This window comes from Streptomyces sp. NRRL S-31, from assembly GCF_000718775.1.
Lineage (GTDB): Bacteria > Actinomycetota > Actinomycetes > Streptomycetales > Streptomycetaceae > Streptomyces.
Genome location: NZ_JOCB01000025.1, coordinates 39,853 through 60,399 on the forward strand (window position 1 = coordinate 39,853; position 20,547 = coordinate 60,399).

Sequence of the window (20,547 nt, forward strand, 5' to 3'; positions counted from 1 at the left end):
ACCCCTCCGGACCTGCTAGTGTTCTACCCGTCGCCGCAAGCGAGAAGCACAGCGGCGGACACGCCCCCGTAGCTCAGGGGATAGAGCAACGGCCTCCGGAGCCGTGTGCGCAGGTTCGAATCCTGCCGGGGGCACTCTGTATGAGGTGCCCAAAGACCCCGTCACCAGCGGAAGCGCTGAGGCCGGGGTCTTCGCGTTTGTGCAGGCGTATGTGGCCCGGGGCGGCCGTATGTCGGGGTCTGTGGAGGCGGCGTGGACGGGATCTTGGAGCCTTGTCCCAGGTGAGTCGTGCTGTCTGCGGGCCTTCGGGTTCGGTGCGACAGTGACCTGCGGGCAGGAAGCTGATGTGTCGGATGCGTGCGCTTGGATGAGCGGGTGACCGTTCATGACGTTGCCCGACACCTGCCCGAGATAGCAGTTCTCCGTGAGCACTGCCGCTCCATGGCCGTCCTGGAGGCGGTCCTGAGCCCTGAGTGGGAGAGCCGTCGCCACTGCTTCGACGACCACTGGTCCGAGACGGAGTCGTTGGCCTCGATGCGGAGCGGGTCGGGCGACGAGTACTCGATCGTTTTCTCAGCCGCCGGCGCCTATGTGCGGGGATTCGATCACGAATCGCCCATGAGCCCTTATGCAGAGGACGGGCCCTGGCCCGGAGTGCTCGACGAGGTTCCTGAGGTCTTCCGGCCGTACGTCGAGGAGCCGGCGTTTTCGGACGAGGACGGGATGCCCATCGTCACTGCCTGTATGTGGCGGGAGACAGTCGACGACCGCTGGAAGGCGGGAACGATCGATTTCCCCGATGCGACAACAGAGGATCCGGACGGTGCCGGATACCTCTTCCAGTTGTTGGTAAATCGCACCCCGGAAGCGTTTCAGCGATGGGCCGAGGACTACTACGAGGTTCCGGTCGATCTGGAGGCCATCCGTCACGTCTTCTCTTCCCGCCCCCTGACCGAAGAAGTGGTCCGCACGTTGAACTCGGCAATCGTCCTGGCGGATCTCTCGGAGGACATCGCGGAGACCGGCTATCCGACGAGCTGAGACGTAGAGCACCAATGAGCCCCCTGGACGCGATGCCAGGGGGCTCGACAGGGGGCAGGGATGCCTACTCGTACTCGCGCAGCAAGCCTTCGATACGCCGATTGGCGACGTCCTGTCGTCCGTCGCGGCACTTCGCCCAGCGTGGGAGGATCGAAGGTAGGATGAGTAGCGTGGGTGATCTTACCGGTAAGTACTCAATCACCATGCCCCGCGATATCGCGGAAGCCGCCAAGGCGCGCAGCGGCCCTTCGGGGCTGTCCGCCTATGTCGCCGCCGCCGTTGCGCGCCAGATCGAGCGGGACAATCTCAACGAGCTCATCCAGGTCGCCGAGGCCGAGCACGGGCCTGTCACCGACGAAGAGGTCCAGGCCCTGCGCGACCAGCTCCACCAGGCCCGTCAGCAGCAAACGCGAGGAGGGGCGGACGCCGCGTGACCCGCCCCTTTCCCGCCACCCCGGGCGGCACCCTGGTCCTGGACAACGAAGGGCTCGCCAAAGCCGTCCTTCGCGACCGCACCGTCACCGGCTGGCTCGCCCTGGCTCGCGCCGACGATTTGCGGGTGACCACTTCCGCGGCCACCCTCGTGGAAGTGGTCCACCCCCGGATCAACCGCCCGGCCCTGGAGTGGACCCTCTCCCGCCTCGTCATCGAACCGGTCACCGAGCCCATCGCCCGCCACGCCGCCGCCCTCCTCGCCGACGCCGGCCTGCACGGCCACAAGTACGCCATCGACGCCATACTCGGCGCCACCGCCCTCGCTGCCACCGGTCCGACGACCGTTCTCACCTCGGACCCCGAGGATCTGACCGCCCTGTGCGGCTCTCGCGTCACCGTCATCAAGGTCTGAGCGTCGATTTCTCGCCTGCGGTACCGATCACCTTCGGCGTGCTCCTGGACGCATGGCGTTACGGGTGCCTCACGGGCGACCTCGACATGGCGGGAGCCAACGCGTGCCGACGGTGACGTCCCGGCGACCGATCTTCGTCGGCCGACCGTCGCGTCCCGGGGTCCGGTGGGCGGGGAGTGGTCCGACACCTTGCCGTCCGGGAGGAGCTGTCGCATCCCTGTCAGTCACGCGGGGGTTCACCTGTGGACTGGGTCCCAGGATTCGTGGGCGTAAGGGCCGGGGTGTCGCTCTCCCGGTGAGCCCGGCTTCGGACGAACTCCGTGAGCCGCGCGCCCCATGTTCAACGCCGGCCGGGCACCTCACAGCCCGTGTTCGTCCATCAGCCGCATCAGGTTCCGCTTGCGCTTCTGGGTGGCGCGGAGGGCGGTGGCGTACGTGGTGAAGTCGTCCGGCGTGTTCAGGTTGCGGTGGCATTCGCGCATGCTCAACAGGAGGCTGGTGAGCTGCTCGTAGACGTCGTTTCCTGTCTGGTGGAGGAGGGGCTCGATCAGGCGTCGGTACACCGCGAGCGCGTCGGCGGGGCGGGTGGTGCGGGACTGATCGGCGAGGGTGAGCCACTGGCTGTCATGGGCGCCGAACTCCGTGGCCGCCTGCCAGGCCGCCGCGGTGTCCTTGTCGTCGAGCAGGGCGTCGACCAAGGGCCGGCTGTCGTCGTGTCCCTTCCGTTCGGCGGCGGTGCGCAGCAGTGACAGGGCGCCTTCGCGCTCGGTGGGCCAGGAATCGGTTAGGTGGGCGGCCGCGCGGAGCTGACGGTAGGTGAGCAGGGTGCGGCGGGCGGTGAAGTGGTCGCGGCGCAGGGTGACGGCGTCGGCGGTCCGGTCGGCCTGCGTGTAGCGGTCGCAGAGGTGGTCGACGAGGGCGGTGTCGACCTCGGCGAGGTTTTCGCTGTCCCTGATGCCGCGCTCGGCCCACTCCAGGGCCTCGTCAGGGCGGCCGGCGGTCTCCAGTTCGCGGGCGATGACCAGGTGGGTGTGGCCGTTGGGGGCGAGGTCTGCGGCGTGCACGGCGATCACCGTGTCGATGTCCCGCCCTGCCTTCGCCAAGCGCTGCATCAGGTGCTTCTCGGCCCAGCCCGTGCGGTTCGCCTCCCATGCCTCGACCGCTCGCCGGCGCAGTGCGCTCATCCCCTGCGCCCCGAGCAGGTCCTCGTAGTCCAGCGGGTCGATGCCGGTCAGGTCGGCCGCGTCGTCGAGCGTGTGCGTGATCAGCCAGTGCGCAAGCTCCTCCGGATCGGGGCGCGCGGCACGACAGGCATCGCGATGGGCGTCGGCGAGGTCGCTGCCGATCCCCACGAGCCATCCGTCGGAGTCGTCGACGCTCTCCACCACCCCGGCCAGCAGCTCGATCGCCTCCCGCGCCAGCACCACCGCGTCGGCGACCCGGTCCGGGCCGGTCAGCGACCTGATCACGGACACCGCCTGCCCGGCCTGCTCCGCGTAAGCGCGAGCGTCGGCGTACTCGACGTAGCCGTACCGGGCGAAAGGACCGGTGTCGAGCAGCTCATGGAGGTGGGACCGGATCGCCGCCAGGTCTCCACGGGCACCCGCCGCGCGCGACTCCAGACGACGGCGCACGTTCCGGTCCACGGCGATCTCGTCCCGTACGAGAGCGAGTAGTTCACCTGCGGAGAGGCTGGACAGCCAGGCGTCCAGGTCCTTCTTCCGCTCCCTGGCCGTTTTCCTGAGGTGCGGCAGATCGTCCTGCCGGGCGATGACCGCGAGGCCGAGGGCCACCAAGTGCTTGCAGAAGTTGCCCTCCTGGCCGTACGGGCAGTCGCATTCCCCCGCCGGCCCCGCACGTCCACCGAGCACCAGTTCCACCGTGTAGCGCTCCGTGCCACGCACCGAGGCCCTGATCCGGTCCTCGCCGACCTCGATCCCGGACACCGCGGCCAGATAGCCGACTCCGCGCTCGAACGAGCGGGCCCCGGCCAGCGTCTTCAGCTTCGCCTCGGTGAGACCGTCCACGATTCTCCGTAGTCCAAGTGGGCCGAGTGAATGATGCGACCCGGGCTTCGTGCGGCGGCCCACACCGTAGCGGCTGCCCGTCGGGCGGGGCGAGCGGGCGGTGCGCCTACGGGGCTTCTTCAGGGCATGGCGTCGAACGGGAGCGGACCATGTGCTCGCTCCCGTTCGGTCCGTCAGGCCGACGGGTTGACGACCACCTTCGCCGTGTTGTTCCTGGTGTTCGGGTCGAAGGGGAACGTGGTGCCGTAGTCGGGGCGGGCCGTGATGGTGCCCGCGGCGTCGGGGACCACGCGGTCGATGCGGAGCTGGAAGGGGAAGGATGCCTTCAGGTCCGGCTTGGCCCAGGTGGGCAGGGTGCAGGCGTAGTGGCCGATGGCCGGGTCGTCGCCGGACTTCCAGGCCGTACGGCAGGTGTCGGGCACCGACGTGGCGGTGGTGCCCTCGGGGAGGTAGAAGTCGATCACGGCGGCCGGGTCGCCGGAGCTGACGTTGCCGACCCAGGCGGGGCCGCGGTTGGTGAAGTCGAAGGCGGCGGTGACGGTGTCGCCGGCCTTGCCGGTCACCTCGGTGCCGTGGACGGCGAAGTCGGCGGTGTTGCGGACGTCGACGCGCCAGGAGCGGCCGTTGTCGGAGCCGTTGAGGTCGGTGGCGTCGCCGGCGGGCTGGACCTCGTAGTCGAACCGCTCGTACAGCGCGTGTTCGGTGGCGGTGAGCCGCAGCGGCTCCGGCAGCTCCACGGTGGCGCCGGGTGCGACATCGGTGTCGAAGGAGCAGGTCACGTAGGTCATGGGGGTGTACTCGCCGCCGTCCTCCGGCCCGGTGTAGGTGCACTGCGGGTAGCGGGTGGCGATGTCCAGGCCGTACGTCGCCCACATCTTCACGCTGAAGCCGTGGGCGGTCTCGTTGCCGGTGTTGGTGATGGAGAACGGCACGGTGAGGCTGGTGCCGGGCGCGACGTCGTCGATGTCCTGCGGGGTGCTGATGCCGAGGTCCGGGCCGGAGCCGACGGTGACGAAGGTCTCCGTGCCCTCCGGGGCGACGAGCGTGCCGTCGGGGCCGCCGGTGGCCTCGGCGGAGTACTCGATCGCGCCCTGCGCGCCGGCCGTGGCGCCGGCGGCGGCCCGTATTCGCAGCTGCACCTGTGCGCTGTAGCGGGTCGGTACGTCGCCGGTGTCGCAGACGGCGACGGTGCCGGCATCGTTCGGCGCGCAGTTGTCGGGCCAGGCCACCTCGGCGACGCCCGCGAGCCCGGAGGTGTCGACGGTCAGCCGTCCGCCGGTCACGGTGAAGTTGTCGTTGTCGTGGTACAGGCCGAGCGCCAGCGAGCGGTACTGCGCGGCGCCACCTTCCGCGGCGGTGGTGACCGCCTGCTCGTACGGTGCCTGGATCCACAGCTGATCCGTCTGTGTCTCGCCGTCGGCGAAGGCGACCCCGCTGCCGAGGCCGGCGGCGAACAACGCCCCCGCGGCGCCGGCGCACGCCCCGCGGCGCACCACGCGCCCGATGGAGACAGAACTCATGACATCCCCCAGGTGGGACAGGAAAGGACCCCGGTACATGATCAATACCGGGCGCCAGTTGGACGGTCCGCCGGGACGGATGGTTGTAGGGGGAGGCGAGGGGTGTCCGGGGCGTTTCCGGGGCGGTTCGGAGGCCGGGATAGGGTCCGCGTGTGACACCGCCGACGCCCCCGACGCCGCCGACACCGGGTGCGCCCCCCGCCGCCGAGATCCCCGCGGAGTCCGTCAAGCACGGTGAGGTGTTCACGCGGCGCTGGGTCGTCGACATGATCCTGGACCTCGTCGGCTACACCCCGGACCGCGATCTCTCCGCGCTCACCATCACGGATCCGGCGTGTGGCGGCGGGGCCTTCCTGGTCGCCGTCGTCGAGCGGCTGAGCCGGTCCTGCCGTGCGTTCGGCCGCGCGCTTCCGCCGGCGGGCGTCCAGTCGTTCGACCTGCTCGGGCACAACGTGGAGATCAGCCGGGGCAAGGTCGAGGAGACGCTCGTACGGGAGGGGTGGGAGCGGGCGGCGGCACGGGAGCTGGCGGCCGACTGGGTGCGGCAGGGGGACTACCTGCTGCAAGAGCGGCACGCCCCCGCGGACTTCGTCGTGGGCAATCCGCCGTACCTCCGCATCGAGGACGTTCCCGCGCCGCGCATGGAGTCGTACCGGCGGCGGAACCGGACCATGACCGGGCGGTCGGACATCTACGTCGGCTTCTACGAGCAGGCGCTGAGAGCGTTGAAGCCCGGGGGGAAGCTGGGGTTCATCTGTCCCGACCGGTGGATGCGCAACCAGTACGGGCGCGAGCTGCGGAGGCTGATCTCGGAGCGCTACGCGGTCGACGCCCTGATCGTGATGCATGACGTCGACGCCTTCGAGGACAAGGTGTCGGCCTACCCGGCCATCACGGTCGTCCGCAACGGTCCGCAGCGGGCCGCCGCCGTCGTGGACGCGGCGAGGGAACTGCGGCAGCGCCATGCCGGGGAGCTGGTGTCGTGGACGCGGGACGCCGGGAGCGTGAGCCGGGAGCACCTGGCGTTCCGCGCCGCGCGCCTGCCGCACTGGTTCGAGGGTACGCAGTCCTGGCCCACCGGCAGCCCCGACCGCCTCGCCCTGCTGGAGGAGCTGGGCGACCGGTTCCCGACGCTGGAGGAGACCGGTGTCAGGGTCGGGATCGGGGTCGCCACGGGGGCGGACTCGGTCTTCGTGACCACCGACGACGACCTGGTGGAGGCGGACCGGCTGCTTCCGCTGTCCTTGGTCAAGGACGCCCGGACCGGCGAGTTCGCGTGGACGGGGCACTACCTGGTCAACCCGTGGACCGAGGACGGGGATCTCGTCGACGTCGAGGAGTACCCGCGCCTCGCCGCGTATCTGGAGGCCCACCGGGCGGTCCTGGAAGGCCGGCATGTGGCCCGGAGGAACCCGCGGCGCTGGTACCGCACCATCGACAAGGTCGACGCCCGGCTGGCGGACCGGCCGAAGCTGCTGTTCCCGGACATGAGGCTCGAGATCCACCCCACGCTGGAGCGCGGCGGGCACTATCCGCACCACAATCTCTACTACATGGTCTCCGGGGAGTGGGACCTCGAGGTGCTCGGCGGGATTCTCCTCTCGCGCCTGGCCCAGATGTTCGTCGAGGCGTACGCGGTGCGGATGCGGGGTGGGACGCTCCGGTTCCAGGCGCAGTACCTGAGGAGGATTCGGGTCCCGCGTCCGGACGCGTTGCGTCCCGAAGCGAAAGCGGCCCTGGCGGATGCCTTCCGGCGGCGCGATGTCGAGGGGGCCACCCGGGCGGCGCTCCGCGCCTACGGCGTCCGGCGGCTTCCGGACCGCTGAGACGACGCCGGTCGCGGCCAGGGGGTGGCGGACCTGAGACCCGAACCCCGGCCCGCAGCCCCCTGCCCCCGGCCCCCGGCCCCGGAGGTTCTTCGCCTCACCGGCGGGGAGCGGTTCGGCATCGGCCGCGAGTCGGCGGGCGGTGGGAGGTGGGCGGTAAGCCGTAGGCGGCGGGCCCTGGGCGGTGAGCCGTGGGCCGTGAATGGGTCAGAGGGTGCCGCGGTCGCGGTCCGCGGCGGCCGAGCGGGCCGGCTTCCCGGTCGGCCGGTCCGCTCGCTCCGGCCCGTTCGTTCGCTCCCGCCGGTCCGCTCTCTCCGGCCGGTCCGTTCGTCCCGGTTCCGCCCCCGGGTCCGGCTGACCTTTCCTGCCCGCCGTACGCATGCGGCCGTACCTGGTCTCCCGGGTCACCCCACAGCCCCAGGTCGGACAGCGTCACCGGCATCGTCGGCGTGATGGGCGGCCTGGGCGAAGACCGAGCCGCTGGCGGTGCCGAGGCCCGCCGCCGTCAGCAGCAGCAGCAGGCAGATCGTGGCCGTGGAGCCGCCGAAGCCGATCGCATAGAGGGCGGACAGTTCCCAGGTCACCCGGAGGCGCGCGGCCTGGGGAGGCGAGTGAACAGCGGGGTGTCCGGGACCGGGCGGCCGGGGCGGTCGTTGATCAGGAACGCGGCCAGCACGGCGTACGCGGCGAGGGCGATCGCGATGACCAGGAACGGCAGGTTCTCGCCCCGGTGGTACATGCGCGGGGTGAAGTAGCCGGAGAGGGCCACTCCGCCCATGCCCATGGCGAAGATGCCGAGCGCCGCGCCCCGGTGGGAGGGCGGGAACCAGGAGTTGACCAGGGGCACGCCGATCGCGAGCGTCGTGCCGCCGAGCCCCAGGAAGAGGCCCACCAGCAGCAGGACCGGGTACGACGCCTTCGCCGGGATCAGCAGCAGTACGGGGATGAGCGTCAGCGCGCTGGTCGGCGGGAACATCAGACGGGCGCCGTAGCGGTCGGTCAGCGCGCCGACCGGCACCCGGCCGAGCAAGCCGACCAGCACCGGGACCGCGACCAGGAGCGACTGGGCCGAGGCGCCCATGTGCAGCCGGTCGTCGAAGTCGGCCGCGAGCGGGGCGATCAGGTTCCACGCCCAGAAGGTGAGGGCGAAACCGGCGGTGGCCACCAGCAGGTTGCGGCAGGCTGCCGCGGGCGGTCTGTCACCGGGCCCGGTCATCGGCATACTCCCAGGGGGTCGGTCCCGGCTGTCCCTCCCCCTCGCGACGACTCCGATGATCGGGTCTCGGCCCGCCGCCCGCATCCGGAGCCGCCCGCATCCGGAGCGGCCCGCGTCCGGCGCCTCCCGCCGACCGGCCCGGTTCAGTCGCCGCCCGGCGGTGTCCAGGCGGCGACGAGGTCCAGCAGGCCGGGGAAGCGGTCGTTCAGGTCGGCGACCCGGACGTGGCTGCGGCGCTCCAGGCCGTACTGGCGCTGCCGGGTGACACCCGCCTCGCGCAGCGCCCGGAAGTGGTGGGTCAGCGAGGACTTGGGGCGGTCCAGGCCGAACCAGCCACAGGTGTGGTCGAACTCCTCCGACTCCAGGAGCAGTTTGCGCACGATCCGCAGCCGGAGCGGGTCGCTGAGCGCGCCCAGCACCGTCTCCAGGCGCAGGTCGGCGGCGGCCGGTTCGGGCAGCGGGTCGGGCAGGCCGGGGGGTTCCGGCAGTGCCTCGGTCTCCGTGACCGACTGAACGTCCGTGGTCCTTCGCCCGGTCAACTGGGGCTCCCTTCCGGCGATTTGCTGTACGAGTGCGATCGTACTGCATGCTAGGTTCGACTCCACACGTACAAGTACGAGTTGAGTCGTACTGTCGCTTCGGGGAGGACTGGGCCATGACGGAGACCACGAGCGGTGCGCGCGGCACCTACCGCGCCTGCCGCACCTACGGCGGTGACGTGCCCGTCCGGTGGGTCTGGCTCGCCGCCTGGCCCGTGACGGCGGTGTTCGTGCTGTCCAACGCGGCCACCCCGCTCTACGTGCTGTGGCAGCGCGAGATGGGGTTCAGCGGGGGCACCCTGACCGTGGTCTTCGCCTGTTACATCGCGGGGCTGCTCGGCTCCCTGCTGGTGTCCGGGGTCGTCTCCGACCGGATCGGCCGCAAGCCCGTGCTGCTGCCCGCGCTGGGACTCGCCCTCCTGGCCTGCCTGGTCTTCGCGACCGCGGGCGGGGTGGCCGCGCTGATCACCGCCCAGCTGTGCACCGGGATCGCGGTCGGCGCCGTGGTCTCGGCGGGCATGGCCGCGGTGACGGACGTGGCGGGACCCGCCCGGCGCCGGCTCGCCGCGCTGCTCGCCTCCTGCGCGATGGTGTTCGGCGCGGGGCTGGGGCCCCTGCTGGCCGGTGTGCTGTCCGAGACGGCGCCCGGGCCGACGGTGACCGTGTTCGCGGTGGAGGCGGTGCTGCTGGTCACTGCCGTCGCGGTGGTGGTCCGGATGCCGGTACGGCGCCCTGCCGGGACCGGCACGGACATCGGTGCCGGTCCCGGTACCGGTATCCGTCTTCGTCCCCGGGCCTGGATACGGGTGCCGGGTGTGCCGCGCGGGGCCGGCCGGCAGCTCGGTCTCGGCCTCGCCGTGTTCGCCCCTGGCATCACCGCGACCTCGTTCGTGCTGTCGCTCGGACCTTCGCTGCTGGCGGGTCTGTTGGGGACGGGCAGCCGGATCGTGTCCGGGGCGCTGGCCTTCGGGATGTTCCTGAGCGCCACGGGCGTGCAGTTCGCGGTACGGCGGCTGCCCCGCCGCACGGTGCTGGTCACCGGCGCCGTCGCCACCGCACTCGGCATGCTCGCGCTCGTCACCGCGGTGCGCACCGGATCGGTGGCGGCCCTCGTCGCGGCGGCACCGCTGGCCGGGGCCGGGCAGGGGCTCGGTCAGCTCGGCGGGCTGTCGCTGCTGAACTCGACCGTGCCGGTGGAGGGGCTGGCCGAGGCCAACGCGGCTCTGAACGTGGGGGGTTACCTGCCCGCCGGGGTGTTGCCTGTCCTCGTCGGCTACGGGAGCGACGCGGTGGGGCTGACGGCGGCGGCGACGGCCTTCGGAACGGCGTTGGCCGTGGTGGCCGTGGTGGGGGGTGGGCTGGTGCCCCTGCTGGGGCGGCGGGGCTCGGTGGAGCCTGCCGGGTGACGTACGAATATCCGGCCGAGTGACGTACGAATGCCCGGCCGGGTGAACGTGCGGATGTCCGGTCGGGTGACGGTACGGGTGTCCGGTCGGGTGGTGACGGTACGCGTGCCTGCCGAGCGGCCGGCGCCAGGGTGGCGGGTGGCGGCACCTCACGCCGACCGCCTGCGAGAGGCCGCCTTCCTCGGCTCAGCCTTCTTCGCTCCCGCCTTCCCCGCCCCCGCCTTCCCCGCCCCCGCCTTCCCCGACTCCGCTTTCGCCGGTTCCGTCTCCCTCGACCCCGTCTTCCTCGACTCCGACTCCTCCTTCGCCGCTGCGGCCTTCTTCGCGGCCGCCCCCTTCCCCGTCGCCCCCTTCGCCGTCGCCGACCGCTTCGTCCCCTCCCCCGCCGCCTTGGACGTCGTCTTCCGGGCGGGCGTGGTCTTCTTCGCCGGGGCCGTCTTCTTCGCGGTGGACTTCTTGCCACCCGCCTCCTTGGGCGCCGTCCGCGCCCGGCGCAGCTGGGTGACCTCGGCGTCCGCGCCGGAGGCACCCCGGGACTCCCGGGCCGCGCGCACGCTCTTCTCCAGTGCGGCCATCAGGTCCAGCACCTTGCCGCCCTCGGCGGGGGCCGGAGCCTCGGGCGGGGCCTCGCCGGCCGCCTTGGCCGCGATGACCTCCTCCAGCGCCTCCCGGTACTCGTCGTGCAGGTCCTCCAGGTCGACCTCGCCGAGGGTGTCCATCAGGGCGTCCGCCAGGTCGAGTTCCTTGTCGCGGACGGTGACCTTGGCGTCGGGGGCGAGGCCCTCCGGGGCCCGGACCTCGTCCGGCCAGAGCAGGCCGTGCATGACGATGGCCTCGCCGACCACGCGCAGCATGCCGAGGCGCTCCCGGCCGCGCAGCGCGTACTTGGCCACGGCGACCTTGTCGCTGCGCTTGAGGGCCTCGCGGAGCAGGATGTACGGCTTGGCCGCGGGGGCGCCGCCGGTCGCGAGGTAGTACGCCGCGCCCATCTGGAGGGGGTCGATCCGGTCGGCCGGTACGAAGGCCACGATCTCGATGGTGCGGGCGGTCGGGATGGGCAGGTGGGAGAGGTCCTCGTCGGTGATCGGGATGATCGTGCCGTCGGCGTCCTCGTACGCCTTGCCGATCTCCGCCGGGCCGACCTCGTGGTCGTCCAGTTCGCACACCTTGCGGTAGCGGATGCGGCCGTTGTCCTCGGTGTGGATCTGCCGGAAGGAGATCGCGTGGCTCTCCGTGGCGTTCACCAGCTTGATCGGGATGTTGACCAGGCCGAAGGAGATCGCGCCGTTCCAAATCGATCGCACGTGCCGCACCCTTCCTCTCCCGGAACCTCCGGTTCGTCTGGGATTGTCATCGTATGACGCCTATCACAGAGGTGGAGGGGCGCCGGGTCGCGCTCAGCAACCTGGAGAAGGTGCTGTATCCGGAGACCGGCTTCACCAAAGGGGAGCTGCTGCACTACTACGCGACCACCGCCCACGCCCTGCTGCCGCACCTGCGCGACCGGGCGGTGTCCTTCCTGCGGTATCCGGACGGCCCGGACGGGCAGCTGTTCTTCACGAAGAACGTGCCGCCGGGTACGCCCGAGTGGGTCACGACCGCCGAGGTGCCCCGGTCGTCGGCGGACGGACCGGCCCGGATGGTGGTGGTGCAGGACCTGCCGAGCCTCGTGTGGGCGGCGAACCTCGTCACCGAGTTCCACACCCACCAGTGGCTGGTGCCCACGCCGGACGAGGCCGACCGGCTGGTCTTCGACCTCGATCCGGGGCCGCCCGCGCACCTCGTGCACTGCTGCGAGGTCGCCCTCTGGCTGCGCGACCGGCTCGCGGCGGACGGGATCGAGGCGTACCCGAAGACCGCCGGGTCGAAGGGGCTGCACCTGCTGGCGGCGGTGCGCGGTAGTTCCTCCGAACGCACGTCGGAGTATGCGAAGGCGCTGGCGGTGGAGGCCGAGCGGGCGATGCCCCGGCTGGTGGTGCACCGGATGACGAAGAGCCTGAGGCCGGGGAAGGTGTTCGTCGACTGGAGCCAGAACGCGGCCCGCAAGACCACGGCGGCCCCGTACACCGTGCGGGCCCGCCGGGTGCCGCTGGTGTCCGTGCCGGTGACGTGGGAGGAGGTGGCCGACTGCCGCAGCCCGGCGCAGCTGGAGTTCCAGGCGGACGACGTGCCGCCGCGCCTGAAGGACCTCGGGGACCTGCTGGCGCCGCTGCTGGAGCCGGGGGCTGCCGCGCCGCTGCCGTGACCGCGGGCCACCCCGGAGGCGGGCCGCCAGGCAGCGGAACGCCCCCGACCTCGCGGGCCACCCCGGAGGCGGGCCGTCCGTCGAGGCGGGCCGCCCCGGCAGCGGAACGCCCCCGCCCCTCGCCGCCCCGGAGAGGGCGCTCACGCGGCCCCGCTAAACCCTCCCCCACGTATTCCGGTCCCGGGCCATCCCGTGCAGTGCCTCCACGTCCGCCGGTTTGAGTACGCCGCCCAGCCGGGCCAGGTCCGCCAGCTCCGGGTCCCGCAGGACGCGCACGCCCCGCGGCTGTGCCGTCACGGTGACCTCCGCCGGTTCCACCAGGGCGAGCAGCGGGCGGACCTCGGCGGTCAGGGCGTAGGTGGCGCGGTCGGCGGTGGCCCGCAGCCGGCGCAGCAGCGGTTCGGCCTGGTGGCGGCCGAGGGTGACCATCGGGTCGGCGACCAGGACCCGGGTCCTGCGGGCGTACAGGGCGTGGACGGCGAACAGGCCGCCGGGGCCGATCACCAGGTGGTGGACGCGGTCGCCGCCGGGCAGCGGGACGGAGTGCAGGGTGTGCCAGCCGGCGCCCTCCAGCCCGTCCAGTGTGCCGCCGACGGTCTGCTCGGCGGTCAGGGCGCGTCGGCGGGGGTCGGGGCGCAGCCGGCGGGCGGGGCCGGGGTCGCGGTCGAGGGCGACGAGCAGGGCCTCGCCGGGGCGGTTCGGGGCCAGGTCGTCGTCCGGGTGCAGGGTCAGCCGGGCGAGTTCCGCGGCGGTGGGGACCGGGGGCGGGCCGACGGTCACCGGGCCGGTGAGGAAGGGTTTCAGGGCGTGCAGCACGGCGTCCGCGCCGTCCTCGGCGAGCAGGCTGACCCGGCCGGTCTCACGGTCGTACCAGGCGACGTTGTTCCCGTCCTCGCGGCAGACGTACAGCCGCTCCCGGCCGTGCCGGTAGGCCGGCACCACGCGCAGTCCGCTCATGCGCCATCACCCCTCGACCATGGGAACAGGCGGGCGCTGTCGGGGCAAGACCGGTTACCGTGGAGGGCGGCCCTGTGCGGGGGAGTTGGGGAGGCGTCGTTGCGGACCCGCGGAATGCAGCCCGACGTACCGGCTCCGGAGAGCCCGTGGGACGAGATAGTGCCCGGCCTGTGGATGGGCGGGCACGAGTTCCGGGGGCGGACCGGACATCTGGAGCCGGTCGTCGTACGGGACGAGTTCGACGTGGTGCAGACGCTGCTGCGGCTGCCGGGGCACGGGCCCGATCCGGGGGTGGAGCACCATGTGTGGCCGATCCCGGACGGTCCGCTGGACGGGACGCAGCTTGCGGGGGTGATCCGGCTGGCGCGCGCGGTGAACGAGGCGCTGGACGGCGGCCGCCGGGTGCTCGTGCGCTGTCACCACGGGTACAACCGCTCGGGGCTGGTCATCGCGCACGCCTTGGTCCAGCGGGGTGACTCGGCCGACCAGGCGGTCCAGCTGATCCGGGCCCGGCGTTCGGCGTGGGCGCTGCACAACGAACTGTTCGTGGAGTATCTGCGGGCGGGGCTGGCGACCGTACGGCTGTTGGAGGAGCTGGCCGAGTAGCCTCTCCCCCAGCACCCCGCCCGGTGCGCAAAGCACCCGAAACGCACTTCCTCCGGAATCCGAGAACACTTCCCTACTAACCGACGAATTAAGGTGTACGGGGCCGACCGACCCCGACGCCCCAGGAGCACCGTGCCAGCCCGTCGTCCCGCGCGCACCGCCCTCGCCGCGGTCGCCGTCGCCCTGCTGTCGGCGACCGCGACGGGCTGCGGGGACACCGGCGGGCTGCGCGGCGCCGGACCGACCCAGGCGGCCGCCAGCCCCGCCAGGCTGTGGCCGGACCTCAGGCCGGCGTCCAGCCCGGCCTATCCGTACGACGTGGCGACCCGGCGGACCGTGCGGGGCGTCACGGTCCCCGGCGACGACATCCGCGCGGCCGACCCGGTGGACGTCGTCGAGGCGGAGCTGAGGGCGCGCCCCGAGGACTACGGGTCCAAGGGCGCCTACCACGCGACCGTGGACCGGATGAAGGAGTGCCGGCCGGGCGGGGACCGGGCCCGGTGCCCGCTGCTCAAGCCGTACTACCGGGACCTCACCGGGGACGGCCGGGCGGAGCTGACCCTCGGCTTCCGGCTGTACCCGACCAACCAGACGGCGGTCCGGGTCTACACCGTGGAGGGGCACCGGCTGGTGCAGGTGCTGGCCGACAACGACGCGATCGTCGGGGTGGAGCTGGCGGGGCGGGCGCTGATCGAACGCTCGCCCGCCGACATCTCCGGTTACGAGTACCGCACCACCTGGGTGTGGGACCCGGGCCAGCGCGCGATGGTGTTCTCCCGTGACGAGTACCTGCACGTAGGTGACGGACGGCGTGCCAAGACGCCGGCCCCGTCGCCCTCCCCCACCGCTCCTTCGGCCGGCCCGGGCGCATGATGAGGCTCACGCTGCCCTCCTGGTCCGGGACCCTCGCCGTCAAGGCCGCCGCGTTCATCACGGTGATGTGCTGCGCGCTGGCCGCGCTGCTCGGCGTGCTGGTGCACGTCTCGGTGACCGACCAGACCGTCGGCCAGGCCCGCGACCTGGCGCTGTCCCGGCTCGCGGACGCCACCGAGGCGTACGAGGCCGGGGACACGCTGCTGCCGGGTGCCGGGGTGGACCCCGCGGGGCTGCCCGCGCCGCTGCGGTCGCTGGCGGCGGGCGGGCAGCGCGGCACGATGGTCGCCACCCACCGGGGGCACCCGGCGATGTGGGCGGCGGGGCCGGTGTCCGGGCACCGGGCGCTCGCCGTGGAGGTCGACTACGCGCAGCAGGCCCGCACCATCGCCGGTCTGGACCAGTCGATCCTGTGGTCGTCGGTGCTGGCGATCGGGGCGACCGTGTTGGTCGGCGCGTTCGCGGTGACCCGGGTGGCGCGGCGGCTGCACGACACGGCGCGGGTGGCGCGCAGGATCAGCGCGGGCGATCTGGACGCCCGGGTTAACGACCCGCGCGCGCGGGACCGGACCCGCCCGCAGGACGAGGTCGCCGCGGTGGCCGGCGCGCTGGACTCGATGGCCGCCTCGCTCCAGGGCAAGCTGTTGAGCGAGCAGCGGTTCACCGCGGACGTGGCGCACGAGCTGCGCACGCCCCTGACCGGGTTGCACGCGGCGGCCGAGCTGCTGCCCCCGGGCCGGCCGACGGAGCTGGTGCGGGACCGGGTGGCGGCGCTGCGCACGCTCACCGAGGACCTGCTGGAGATCTCCCGGCTGGACACCGGGCGGGAGCGGCTTGAGGCCGACACGGAGGAGCTGGGGGCGGTGGCCGCGCGGGTGGTGCGGGCCTCGGGCACCGGCACCGAGGTGCGGGTCGTGCGGGACGTCCGGGTGGAGACCGACCGGCGGCGGCTGGAGCGGGTGCTGGGGAACCTGGTGGCCAACGCGCACAAGCACGGGGCGCCTCCGGTGGTGCTGACCGTGGACGGGCCGGTGGTGACCGTCCGGGACCACGGGGGCGGCTATCCGGGCTACCTCCTCGCGCACGGGCCGCAGCGGTTCCGCACCGAGGGCGGGGCCCGGGGGCACGGGCTCGGACTCACCATCGCGCTCGGGCAGGCCGAGGTGCTGGGTGCCACCCTCACGTTCGCCGACGCGCCGGACGGCGGAGCGGTCGCCACCCTGACCCTGCCGCTGGCCGAGTAGCGGGCCGGAGGCGACAGCCGGGTAGCGGGCCGGAGACAGCCGCCGAGCAGCAGACCGGAGGCAGCCGCCGAGCAACAGGCCGGAAGCGGTGGCCGGAAGCGGGCCGGAAGCGGCGGGGCCCCGGCGGCCGACACACCCCGCCGAAGGCCAGGTCGGAGGCAGCCGCCGAGCAACAGGCCGGAGGCAGCCGCCGAATAGCGGGCCGGAAACGGCGGCCGGTAGCGGGCCGGAGACGGCGGGGCCCCGGTGGCCGACACACCCCGCCGAGGGCACGGCCGGGCACACCCCGCCGAAGGCACGGCGCACACCCCTCCGGGGGCACGGCCGGGAACACCCCGCCAGAGGCACAACCGGACACGCCCCGCCGGAGGCACGGCGCACACCCCTCCAGAGGCACGGCCGGGCACACCCCGCCGGGGGCGCGGCCGGGCGCGGCCCCGTGCTCCCCGCACGAGACGTCCGATTTAGGTAGGTTCCGGGCATGACGAAGGCCGGAACCACCGTGGCGGCGGCTCCCGCTCCGACGCGTGCCACGCGCCTCCCCCGGCGCCGGGGCGTGGAACTCTCCCTGCTCGTGCTGGCCGTCCTGCTGTCCGTGTACGGCTACTGCGCGGTGGGGCTGGCCAGGACCGGAACCGTCCCGCCCGGCGTCGCCGGCTACGGCGCCGGGCTCGCCGTGCTCGCCCTGTTCGCCCATGTCGTGGTGCGCGTCCGGGCGCCGTACGCCGACCCGCTGCCGCTGCCCATCGGCATCCTCCTCAACGGGCTCGGGCTGGTCCTGATCTACCGGCTGGACCTGGAGACGCCGGGCGACCAGGCGGCCCCCGCCCAGCTGGTGTGGTCCACGCTCGGGGTGGGCCTGTTCATCGGCGTCGTGCTGGTCCTGCGCGACCACCGGGTGCTCCAGCGGTACGCGTACGTCTGCGTGGTGGCCGCCCTCGTCCTGCTGGTGCTGCCGATCCTGTTCCCGGCGGTCAACGGCGCCCGGATCTGGATCCGGATTGCCGGGTTCTCCATCCAGCCCGGGGAGTTCGCGAAGGTGCTGCTCGCGGTGTTCTTCGCCGCCTATCTGGCCGCCAACCGCAGCGCGCTCGCGTACACCGGCCGCCGACTGTGGCGGATGCAGTTCCCGACCGGCCGGGTGCTCGGCCCGATCCTGACGATCTGGCTGGTCAGCGTGGGCGTGCTGGTGCTGGAACGGGACCTCGGGACCTCGCTGCTGTTCTTCGGGCTGTTCGTGGTGCTGCTGTACGTGGCCACCGGGCGCACCGGCTGGATCGCGGTCGGGCTGCTGCTCGCCGTGCTCGGCGCCGTCGCCGTCGGACGCCTGGAGCCGCACGTGGGCGGGCGGATCGAGGACTGGCTGCACCCGTTCGCCACCATCGAGGCCGGGCAGGGCCCCAACCAGCTCTCGCAGTCCCTGTTCGCCTTCGCCGCGGGCGGGGTGCTCGGCACCGGGCTCGGGCTCGGGCACTCCATCCTGATCGGTTTCGCCGCCAAGTCGGACTTCATCCTGGCGACGGCCGGGGAGGAGCTGGGCCTCGCCGGGCTCGCGGCGATCGTGCTGCTGTACGCGCTGCTGGTGGAGCGCGGCTACCGGGCGGGGCTGGCGCTGCGCGAGCCGTTCGGCCGGCTCCTCGCGGTCGGGCTCGCCTCGATCGTGGCGTTGCAGGTGTTCGTGATCGCGGGCGGGGTCACCGGGCTGATCCCGCTGACCGGCATGGCGATGCCGTTCCTCGCCCAGGGCGGCTCCTCGGTGGTCACCAACTGGGCGATCGTGGCGCTGCTGGTCCGGGTGAGCGACTCCGCGCGCAGCCAGTACGACGGCCGGGAGGCACCGTGACCGGGTACGACGGGTTCTCCGAGGGCGGGCGGCCGATGGCGCGGTACATCCGGCACGCCTGTGTGTTCTGCGCGCTGCTGCTGGCGGCCCTGCTGGCCAACGCCCTGCGCGTGCAGGTGGTGCAGTCCCGCGCGTACGACGGCAATCCGGCCAACCGCCGGTCCGCCATCGCCCGTTACCAGCAGCCGCGCGGGAACATCCTGGTCGACGGCCGCCCGGTCACCGGCTCGGTGGACACCGGTGAGCAGCTGCGCTACGAACGCGCCTATCCGGACGGCCCGTTGTACGCGCCGGTCACCGGCTTCGCCTCGCAGAAGTACGGCACCACGTTCCTGGAGCACACCGAGGACGGGGTGCTCTCCGGCAGCGATCCGCTGCTCGCGCCGCTGCCGCTGTGGAACGACGTGACGCGCGGTGCGAACGCCGGCGGCGACGTCGTCACGACCCTGCGCCGGCGGGCGCAGGAGGCCGCGTACCGGGGGCTCGCCGGGCGCAAGGGGGCGGTGGCCGCGGTGGAGCCGGCCACCGGCCGCGTCCTGGCGCTGGTGACCAGCCCGTCGTACGACCCGGCGGAGCTGTCCGGCAACGACGAGGCGGTGTCGGCGGCGTGGGCCCGGCTCAACCACGACCCGGAGAAGCCGATGCTCAACCGGGCGGTGCGGCAGACCTATCCGCCGGGGTCGACGTTCAAGGTGGTCACCGCGGCGGCGGCGCTGGACGCGGGCGTGGTCACGGACCTGGACGAGCGGACCGACTCCCCGGACCCCTACCGGCTGCCCGGCACCACCACGCGGCTGACCAACGAGGGCGACGGCTGCGCGGACGTCTCCGTGCGGGACGCCTTCGAGTGGTCCTGCAACACGGTCTTCGCCAAGCTGGGCGTGGACGTCGGCGTCCGGGACATGACCGCCACGGCGCAGGCGTTCGGGTTCAACGACACCGGGCTGCGCATCCCCTTCTCGGTGGCGACCAGCACCTTCGACCCGCATGTGGACCGGGCGCAGCTGGCGCTGTCCTCGATCGGGCAGTACAACACGCGGGCCACGCCGCTCCAGATGGCGATGGTCGCGGCGACGGTCGCAAACGGCGGGCTGCTGCGCCCGCCGTACCTGGTGGAGCGGACCACCCGGCACGGCGGCGAGACGCTCGCCGGGAGCGGGGCCCGGCCGGGCCGGCAGGTGCTGCGGCCGGCCACCGCGGCCCGGCTGATGGAGCTGATGGCCGGCGTGGTCCGGGACGGCACCGGGACCAACGCGGCCATCCCGGGCGCGCTGGTCGGCGGCAAGACCGGCACGGCTCAGCACGGGCTGGGCAACTCCGGGGTGCCGTACGCCTGGTTCGTCTCCTGGGCGCAGTCCGAGGACGCGCCGGAGCCGCAGGTGGCGGTCGCGGTGGTGGTGGAGGACGCGGCGGCGGACCGGGGCGAGATCAGCGGCGGCGGGGACGCGGCGCCGATCGCGCGGGAGGTGATGCGGGCGGTGCTCGGCAGATGAGCCGGAGCACCGCGGGGACGGCGGTCAGCCGATCGGCCGGACCGTCTCGGCGCGGACCTGGAGGGTGAGCCGTGCGTAGAAGCGGAGATCCACTTCGGAGGGGTCCTGCCTGGCCGTCGCGGACGTCATCGACGCGACCGCGGCGCCGGTGTTGCCGTCGGTCCAGGCGCACACCGGGTAGGTCATGGTGACGCCCGCGCTCTTCTGGGTGAGCACCTCGCAGCTGATGGTGGGGCCGCCGTCCTGGGGGAAGTCCCGGCGCGGCACGGCCAGCGTGACGCCGTCCGCCTCGGCGGCGCCCTTCAGCATGTTGCGCCGGGCTGCGTCGGTGTTGCGGAAGCGGCCGTACATGCCCGAGAGCACCAGCACGCCCTTGGTGTCGTCGCCCCCGACGGCGTACTGGCCGACGACACCGACCGTGTCCTTCGCGTCCCAGGCCCCGTCGGCCTCGTCCTCGATCTTCCGGCCCTGGGCCGCGGAGAGGTCCCGGACCAGCTCGAAGCGGCCGTCGACGAGCTTGTGGGGCAGGGTCAGCCGGTGCTCCGCCGCGGGGAAGCCGCTCTCGGCCAGCGTCCCGAGGACGACGAGCAGCACGACGACGACGGCGACGACACCGCCCACGATGCCGAGCACCAGCCCGCCCCGCCGCTTCCGCGGCGGCGGCGCCACGGGCGGCACGCCCCAGCCGGGGTACGGCTGCGGCGGGTGGGGCTGCGCGGGATACGGCTGCTGCTGCGGGTACGGCGAGCCGTACGGCCCCGGGGGCTGCTGGCCGTACGGAGGCTGAGGGGGCTGCTGGCCGTACGGGGGCTGCGAGCCGTACGGGGGCTGCGGCTGCGGGTACTGCGGCGGGGGAGGCATGGA

At 73.0% G+C, this 20,547-nt stretch carries 17 protein-coding genes, 1 tRNA gene and 1 pseudogene; 12 read left to right on the forward strand and 7 right to left on the reverse strand.

What is annotated here, in order from left to right:
- Window positions 1-62 precede the first annotated feature (62 nt).
- The 4 genes from IF37_RS0112640 (at window position 63) to IF37_RS0112655 (ending at window position 1,888) form a co-directional block, all read left to right on the forward strand.
- Window positions 63-134: transfer RNA gene (locus tag IF37_RS0112640), tRNA-Arg, on the forward strand.
- Between the two features lie 241 nt (window positions 135-375).
- Window positions 376-1,041 carry a hypothetical protein gene (locus IF37_RS0112645; RefSeq protein ID WP_037856403.1) on the forward strand — a complete coding sequence of 222 codons (666 nt, stop codon included), beginning with the start codon at window positions 376-378 and terminating at the stop codon, window positions 1,039-1,041.
- Between the two features lie 170 nt (window positions 1,042-1,211).
- Window positions 1,212-1,475 carry a hypothetical protein gene (locus IF37_RS0112650; RefSeq protein ID WP_030740768.1) on the forward strand — a complete coding sequence of 88 codons (264 nt, stop codon included), beginning with the start codon at window positions 1,212-1,214 and terminating at the stop codon, window positions 1,473-1,475.
- Window positions 1,472-1,888, forward strand: coding sequence for a PIN domain-containing protein (locus tag IF37_RS0112655; RefSeq protein WP_030740771.1), 417 nt, complete (start codon window positions 1,472-1,474; stop codon window positions 1,886-1,888). The genes IF37_RS0112650 and IF37_RS0112655 overlap by 4 nt, the downstream gene beginning before the upstream one ends.
- A gap of 359 nt (window positions 1,889-2,247) precedes the next feature.
- Here the strand turns inward: IF37_RS0112655 and IF37_RS0112660 are convergent, their stop codons facing one another.
- Together IF37_RS0112660 and IF37_RS0112665 are read right to left on the reverse strand one after the other, a co-directional pair.
- Window positions 2,248-3,915, reverse strand: a complete 1,668-nt coding sequence (locus IF37_RS0112660) for an SWIM zinc finger domain-containing protein (RefSeq protein ID WP_030740774.1) — start codon at window positions 3,913-3,915, stop codon at window positions 2,248-2,250.
- Window positions 3,916-4,088: 173 nt separating this feature from the next.
- On the reverse strand, window positions 4,089-5,435 hold the full coding sequence (locus IF37_RS0112665) for a hypothetical protein (protein WP_030740776.1): 1,347 nt from the start codon (window positions 5,433-5,435) through the stop codon (window positions 4,089-4,091).
- 152 nt (window positions 5,436-5,587) lie between these two features.
- Here IF37_RS0112665 and IF37_RS0112670 point away from each other — a divergent pair, with 152 nt between their 5' ends.
- Window positions 5,588-7,261: an N-6 DNA methylase gene (locus IF37_RS0112670; protein WP_253915745.1), complete on the forward strand. Its 1,674-nt coding sequence runs from the start codon at window positions 5,588-5,590 to the stop codon at window positions 7,259-7,261.
- A 539-nt stretch (window positions 7,262-7,800) separates the two neighbouring features.
- Here the strand turns inward: IF37_RS0112670 and IF37_RS39315 are convergent.
- Window positions 7,801-8,483: pseudogene (locus IF37_RS39315) on the reverse strand (MFS transporter); the annotation flags it as partial.
- Between the two features lie 137 nt (window positions 8,484-8,620).
- Complete coding sequence (locus IF37_RS0112680; protein WP_216725838.1) at window positions 8,621-9,016, reverse strand: helix-turn-helix transcriptional regulator; 396 nt, start codon at window positions 9,014-9,016, stop codon at window positions 8,621-8,623.
- A gap of 116 nt (window positions 9,017-9,132) precedes the next feature.
- Here IF37_RS0112680 and IF37_RS0112685 point away from each other — a divergent pair, with 116 nt between their 5' ends.
- Window positions 9,133-10,422: an MFS transporter gene (locus IF37_RS0112685; RefSeq protein ID WP_052845145.1), complete on the forward strand. Its 1,290-nt coding sequence runs from the start codon at window positions 9,133-9,135 to the stop codon at window positions 10,420-10,422.
- 149 nt (window positions 10,423-10,571) lie between these two features.
- Here the strand turns inward: IF37_RS0112685 and IF37_RS39320 are convergent, their stop codons facing one another.
- Window positions 10,572-11,726 carry a Ku protein gene (locus IF37_RS39320; protein WP_079165707.1) on the reverse strand — a complete coding sequence of 385 codons (1,155 nt, stop codon included), beginning with the start codon at window positions 11,724-11,726 and terminating at the stop codon, window positions 10,572-10,574.
- A gap of 53 nt (window positions 11,727-11,779) precedes the next feature.
- On the opposite strand from IF37_RS39320, the gene ligD reads away from it, so the two are divergent.
- The gene (gene ligD / locus IF37_RS0112695; RefSeq protein ID WP_030740788.1) at window positions 11,780-12,667 is read left to right on the forward strand and encodes a non-homologous end-joining DNA ligase; all 888 of its coding nucleotides are present in this window, start codon (window positions 11,780-11,782) and stop codon (window positions 12,665-12,667) included.
- Window positions 12,668-12,820: 153 nt separating this feature from the next.
- On the opposite strand, the gene IF37_RS0112700 is transcribed toward ligD, so the two are convergent.
- The gene (locus IF37_RS0112700) at window positions 12,821-13,624 is read right to left on the reverse strand and encodes an NERD domain-containing protein (RefSeq protein ID WP_030740791.1); all 804 of its coding nucleotides are present in this window, start codon (window positions 13,622-13,624) and stop codon (window positions 12,821-12,823) included.
- A 99-nt stretch (window positions 13,625-13,723) separates the two neighbouring features.
- On the opposite strand from IF37_RS0112700, the gene IF37_RS0112705 reads away from it, so the two are divergent.
- The 5 genes from IF37_RS0112705 (at window position 13,724) to IF37_RS0112725 (ending at window position 19,683) form a co-directional block, all read left to right on the forward strand.
- On the forward strand, window positions 13,724-14,230 hold the full coding sequence (locus IF37_RS0112705) for a dual specificity protein phosphatase family protein (protein WP_030740794.1): 507 nt from the start codon (window positions 13,724-13,726) through the stop codon (window positions 14,228-14,230).
- 132 nt (window positions 14,231-14,362) lie between these two features.
- On the forward strand, window positions 14,363-15,103 hold the full coding sequence (locus IF37_RS0112710) for a hypothetical protein (RefSeq protein WP_030740797.1): 741 nt from the start codon (window positions 14,363-14,365) through the stop codon (window positions 15,101-15,103).
- Complete coding sequence (locus tag IF37_RS0112715; RefSeq protein ID WP_030740800.1) at window positions 15,103-16,347, forward strand: HAMP domain-containing sensor histidine kinase; 1,245 nt, start codon at window positions 15,103-15,105, stop codon at window positions 16,345-16,347. The genes IF37_RS0112710 and IF37_RS0112715 overlap by 1 nt, the downstream gene beginning before the upstream one ends.
- 481 nt (window positions 16,348-16,828) lie before the next feature.
- Complete coding sequence (locus IF37_RS0112720) at window positions 16,829-18,190, forward strand: FtsW/RodA/SpoVE family cell cycle protein (RefSeq protein ID WP_030740802.1); 1,362 nt, start codon at window positions 16,829-16,831, stop codon at window positions 18,188-18,190.
- Between the two features lie 35 nt (window positions 18,191-18,225).
- Window positions 18,226-19,683 carry a penicillin-binding protein 2 gene (locus tag IF37_RS0112725; protein WP_030740810.1) on the forward strand — a complete coding sequence of 486 codons (1,458 nt, stop codon included), beginning with the start codon at window positions 18,226-18,228 and terminating at the stop codon, window positions 19,681-19,683.
- Between the two features lie 24 nt (window positions 19,684-19,707).
- Here IF37_RS0112725 and IF37_RS0112730 read toward each other — a convergent pair whose 3' ends face one another.
- A complete protein-coding gene (locus IF37_RS0112730; protein ID WP_367647062.1) occupies window positions 19,708-20,544 on the reverse strand; it encodes a hypothetical protein in 837 nt (278 codons plus the stop codon).
- Window positions 20,545-20,547 lie beyond the last annotated feature (3 nt).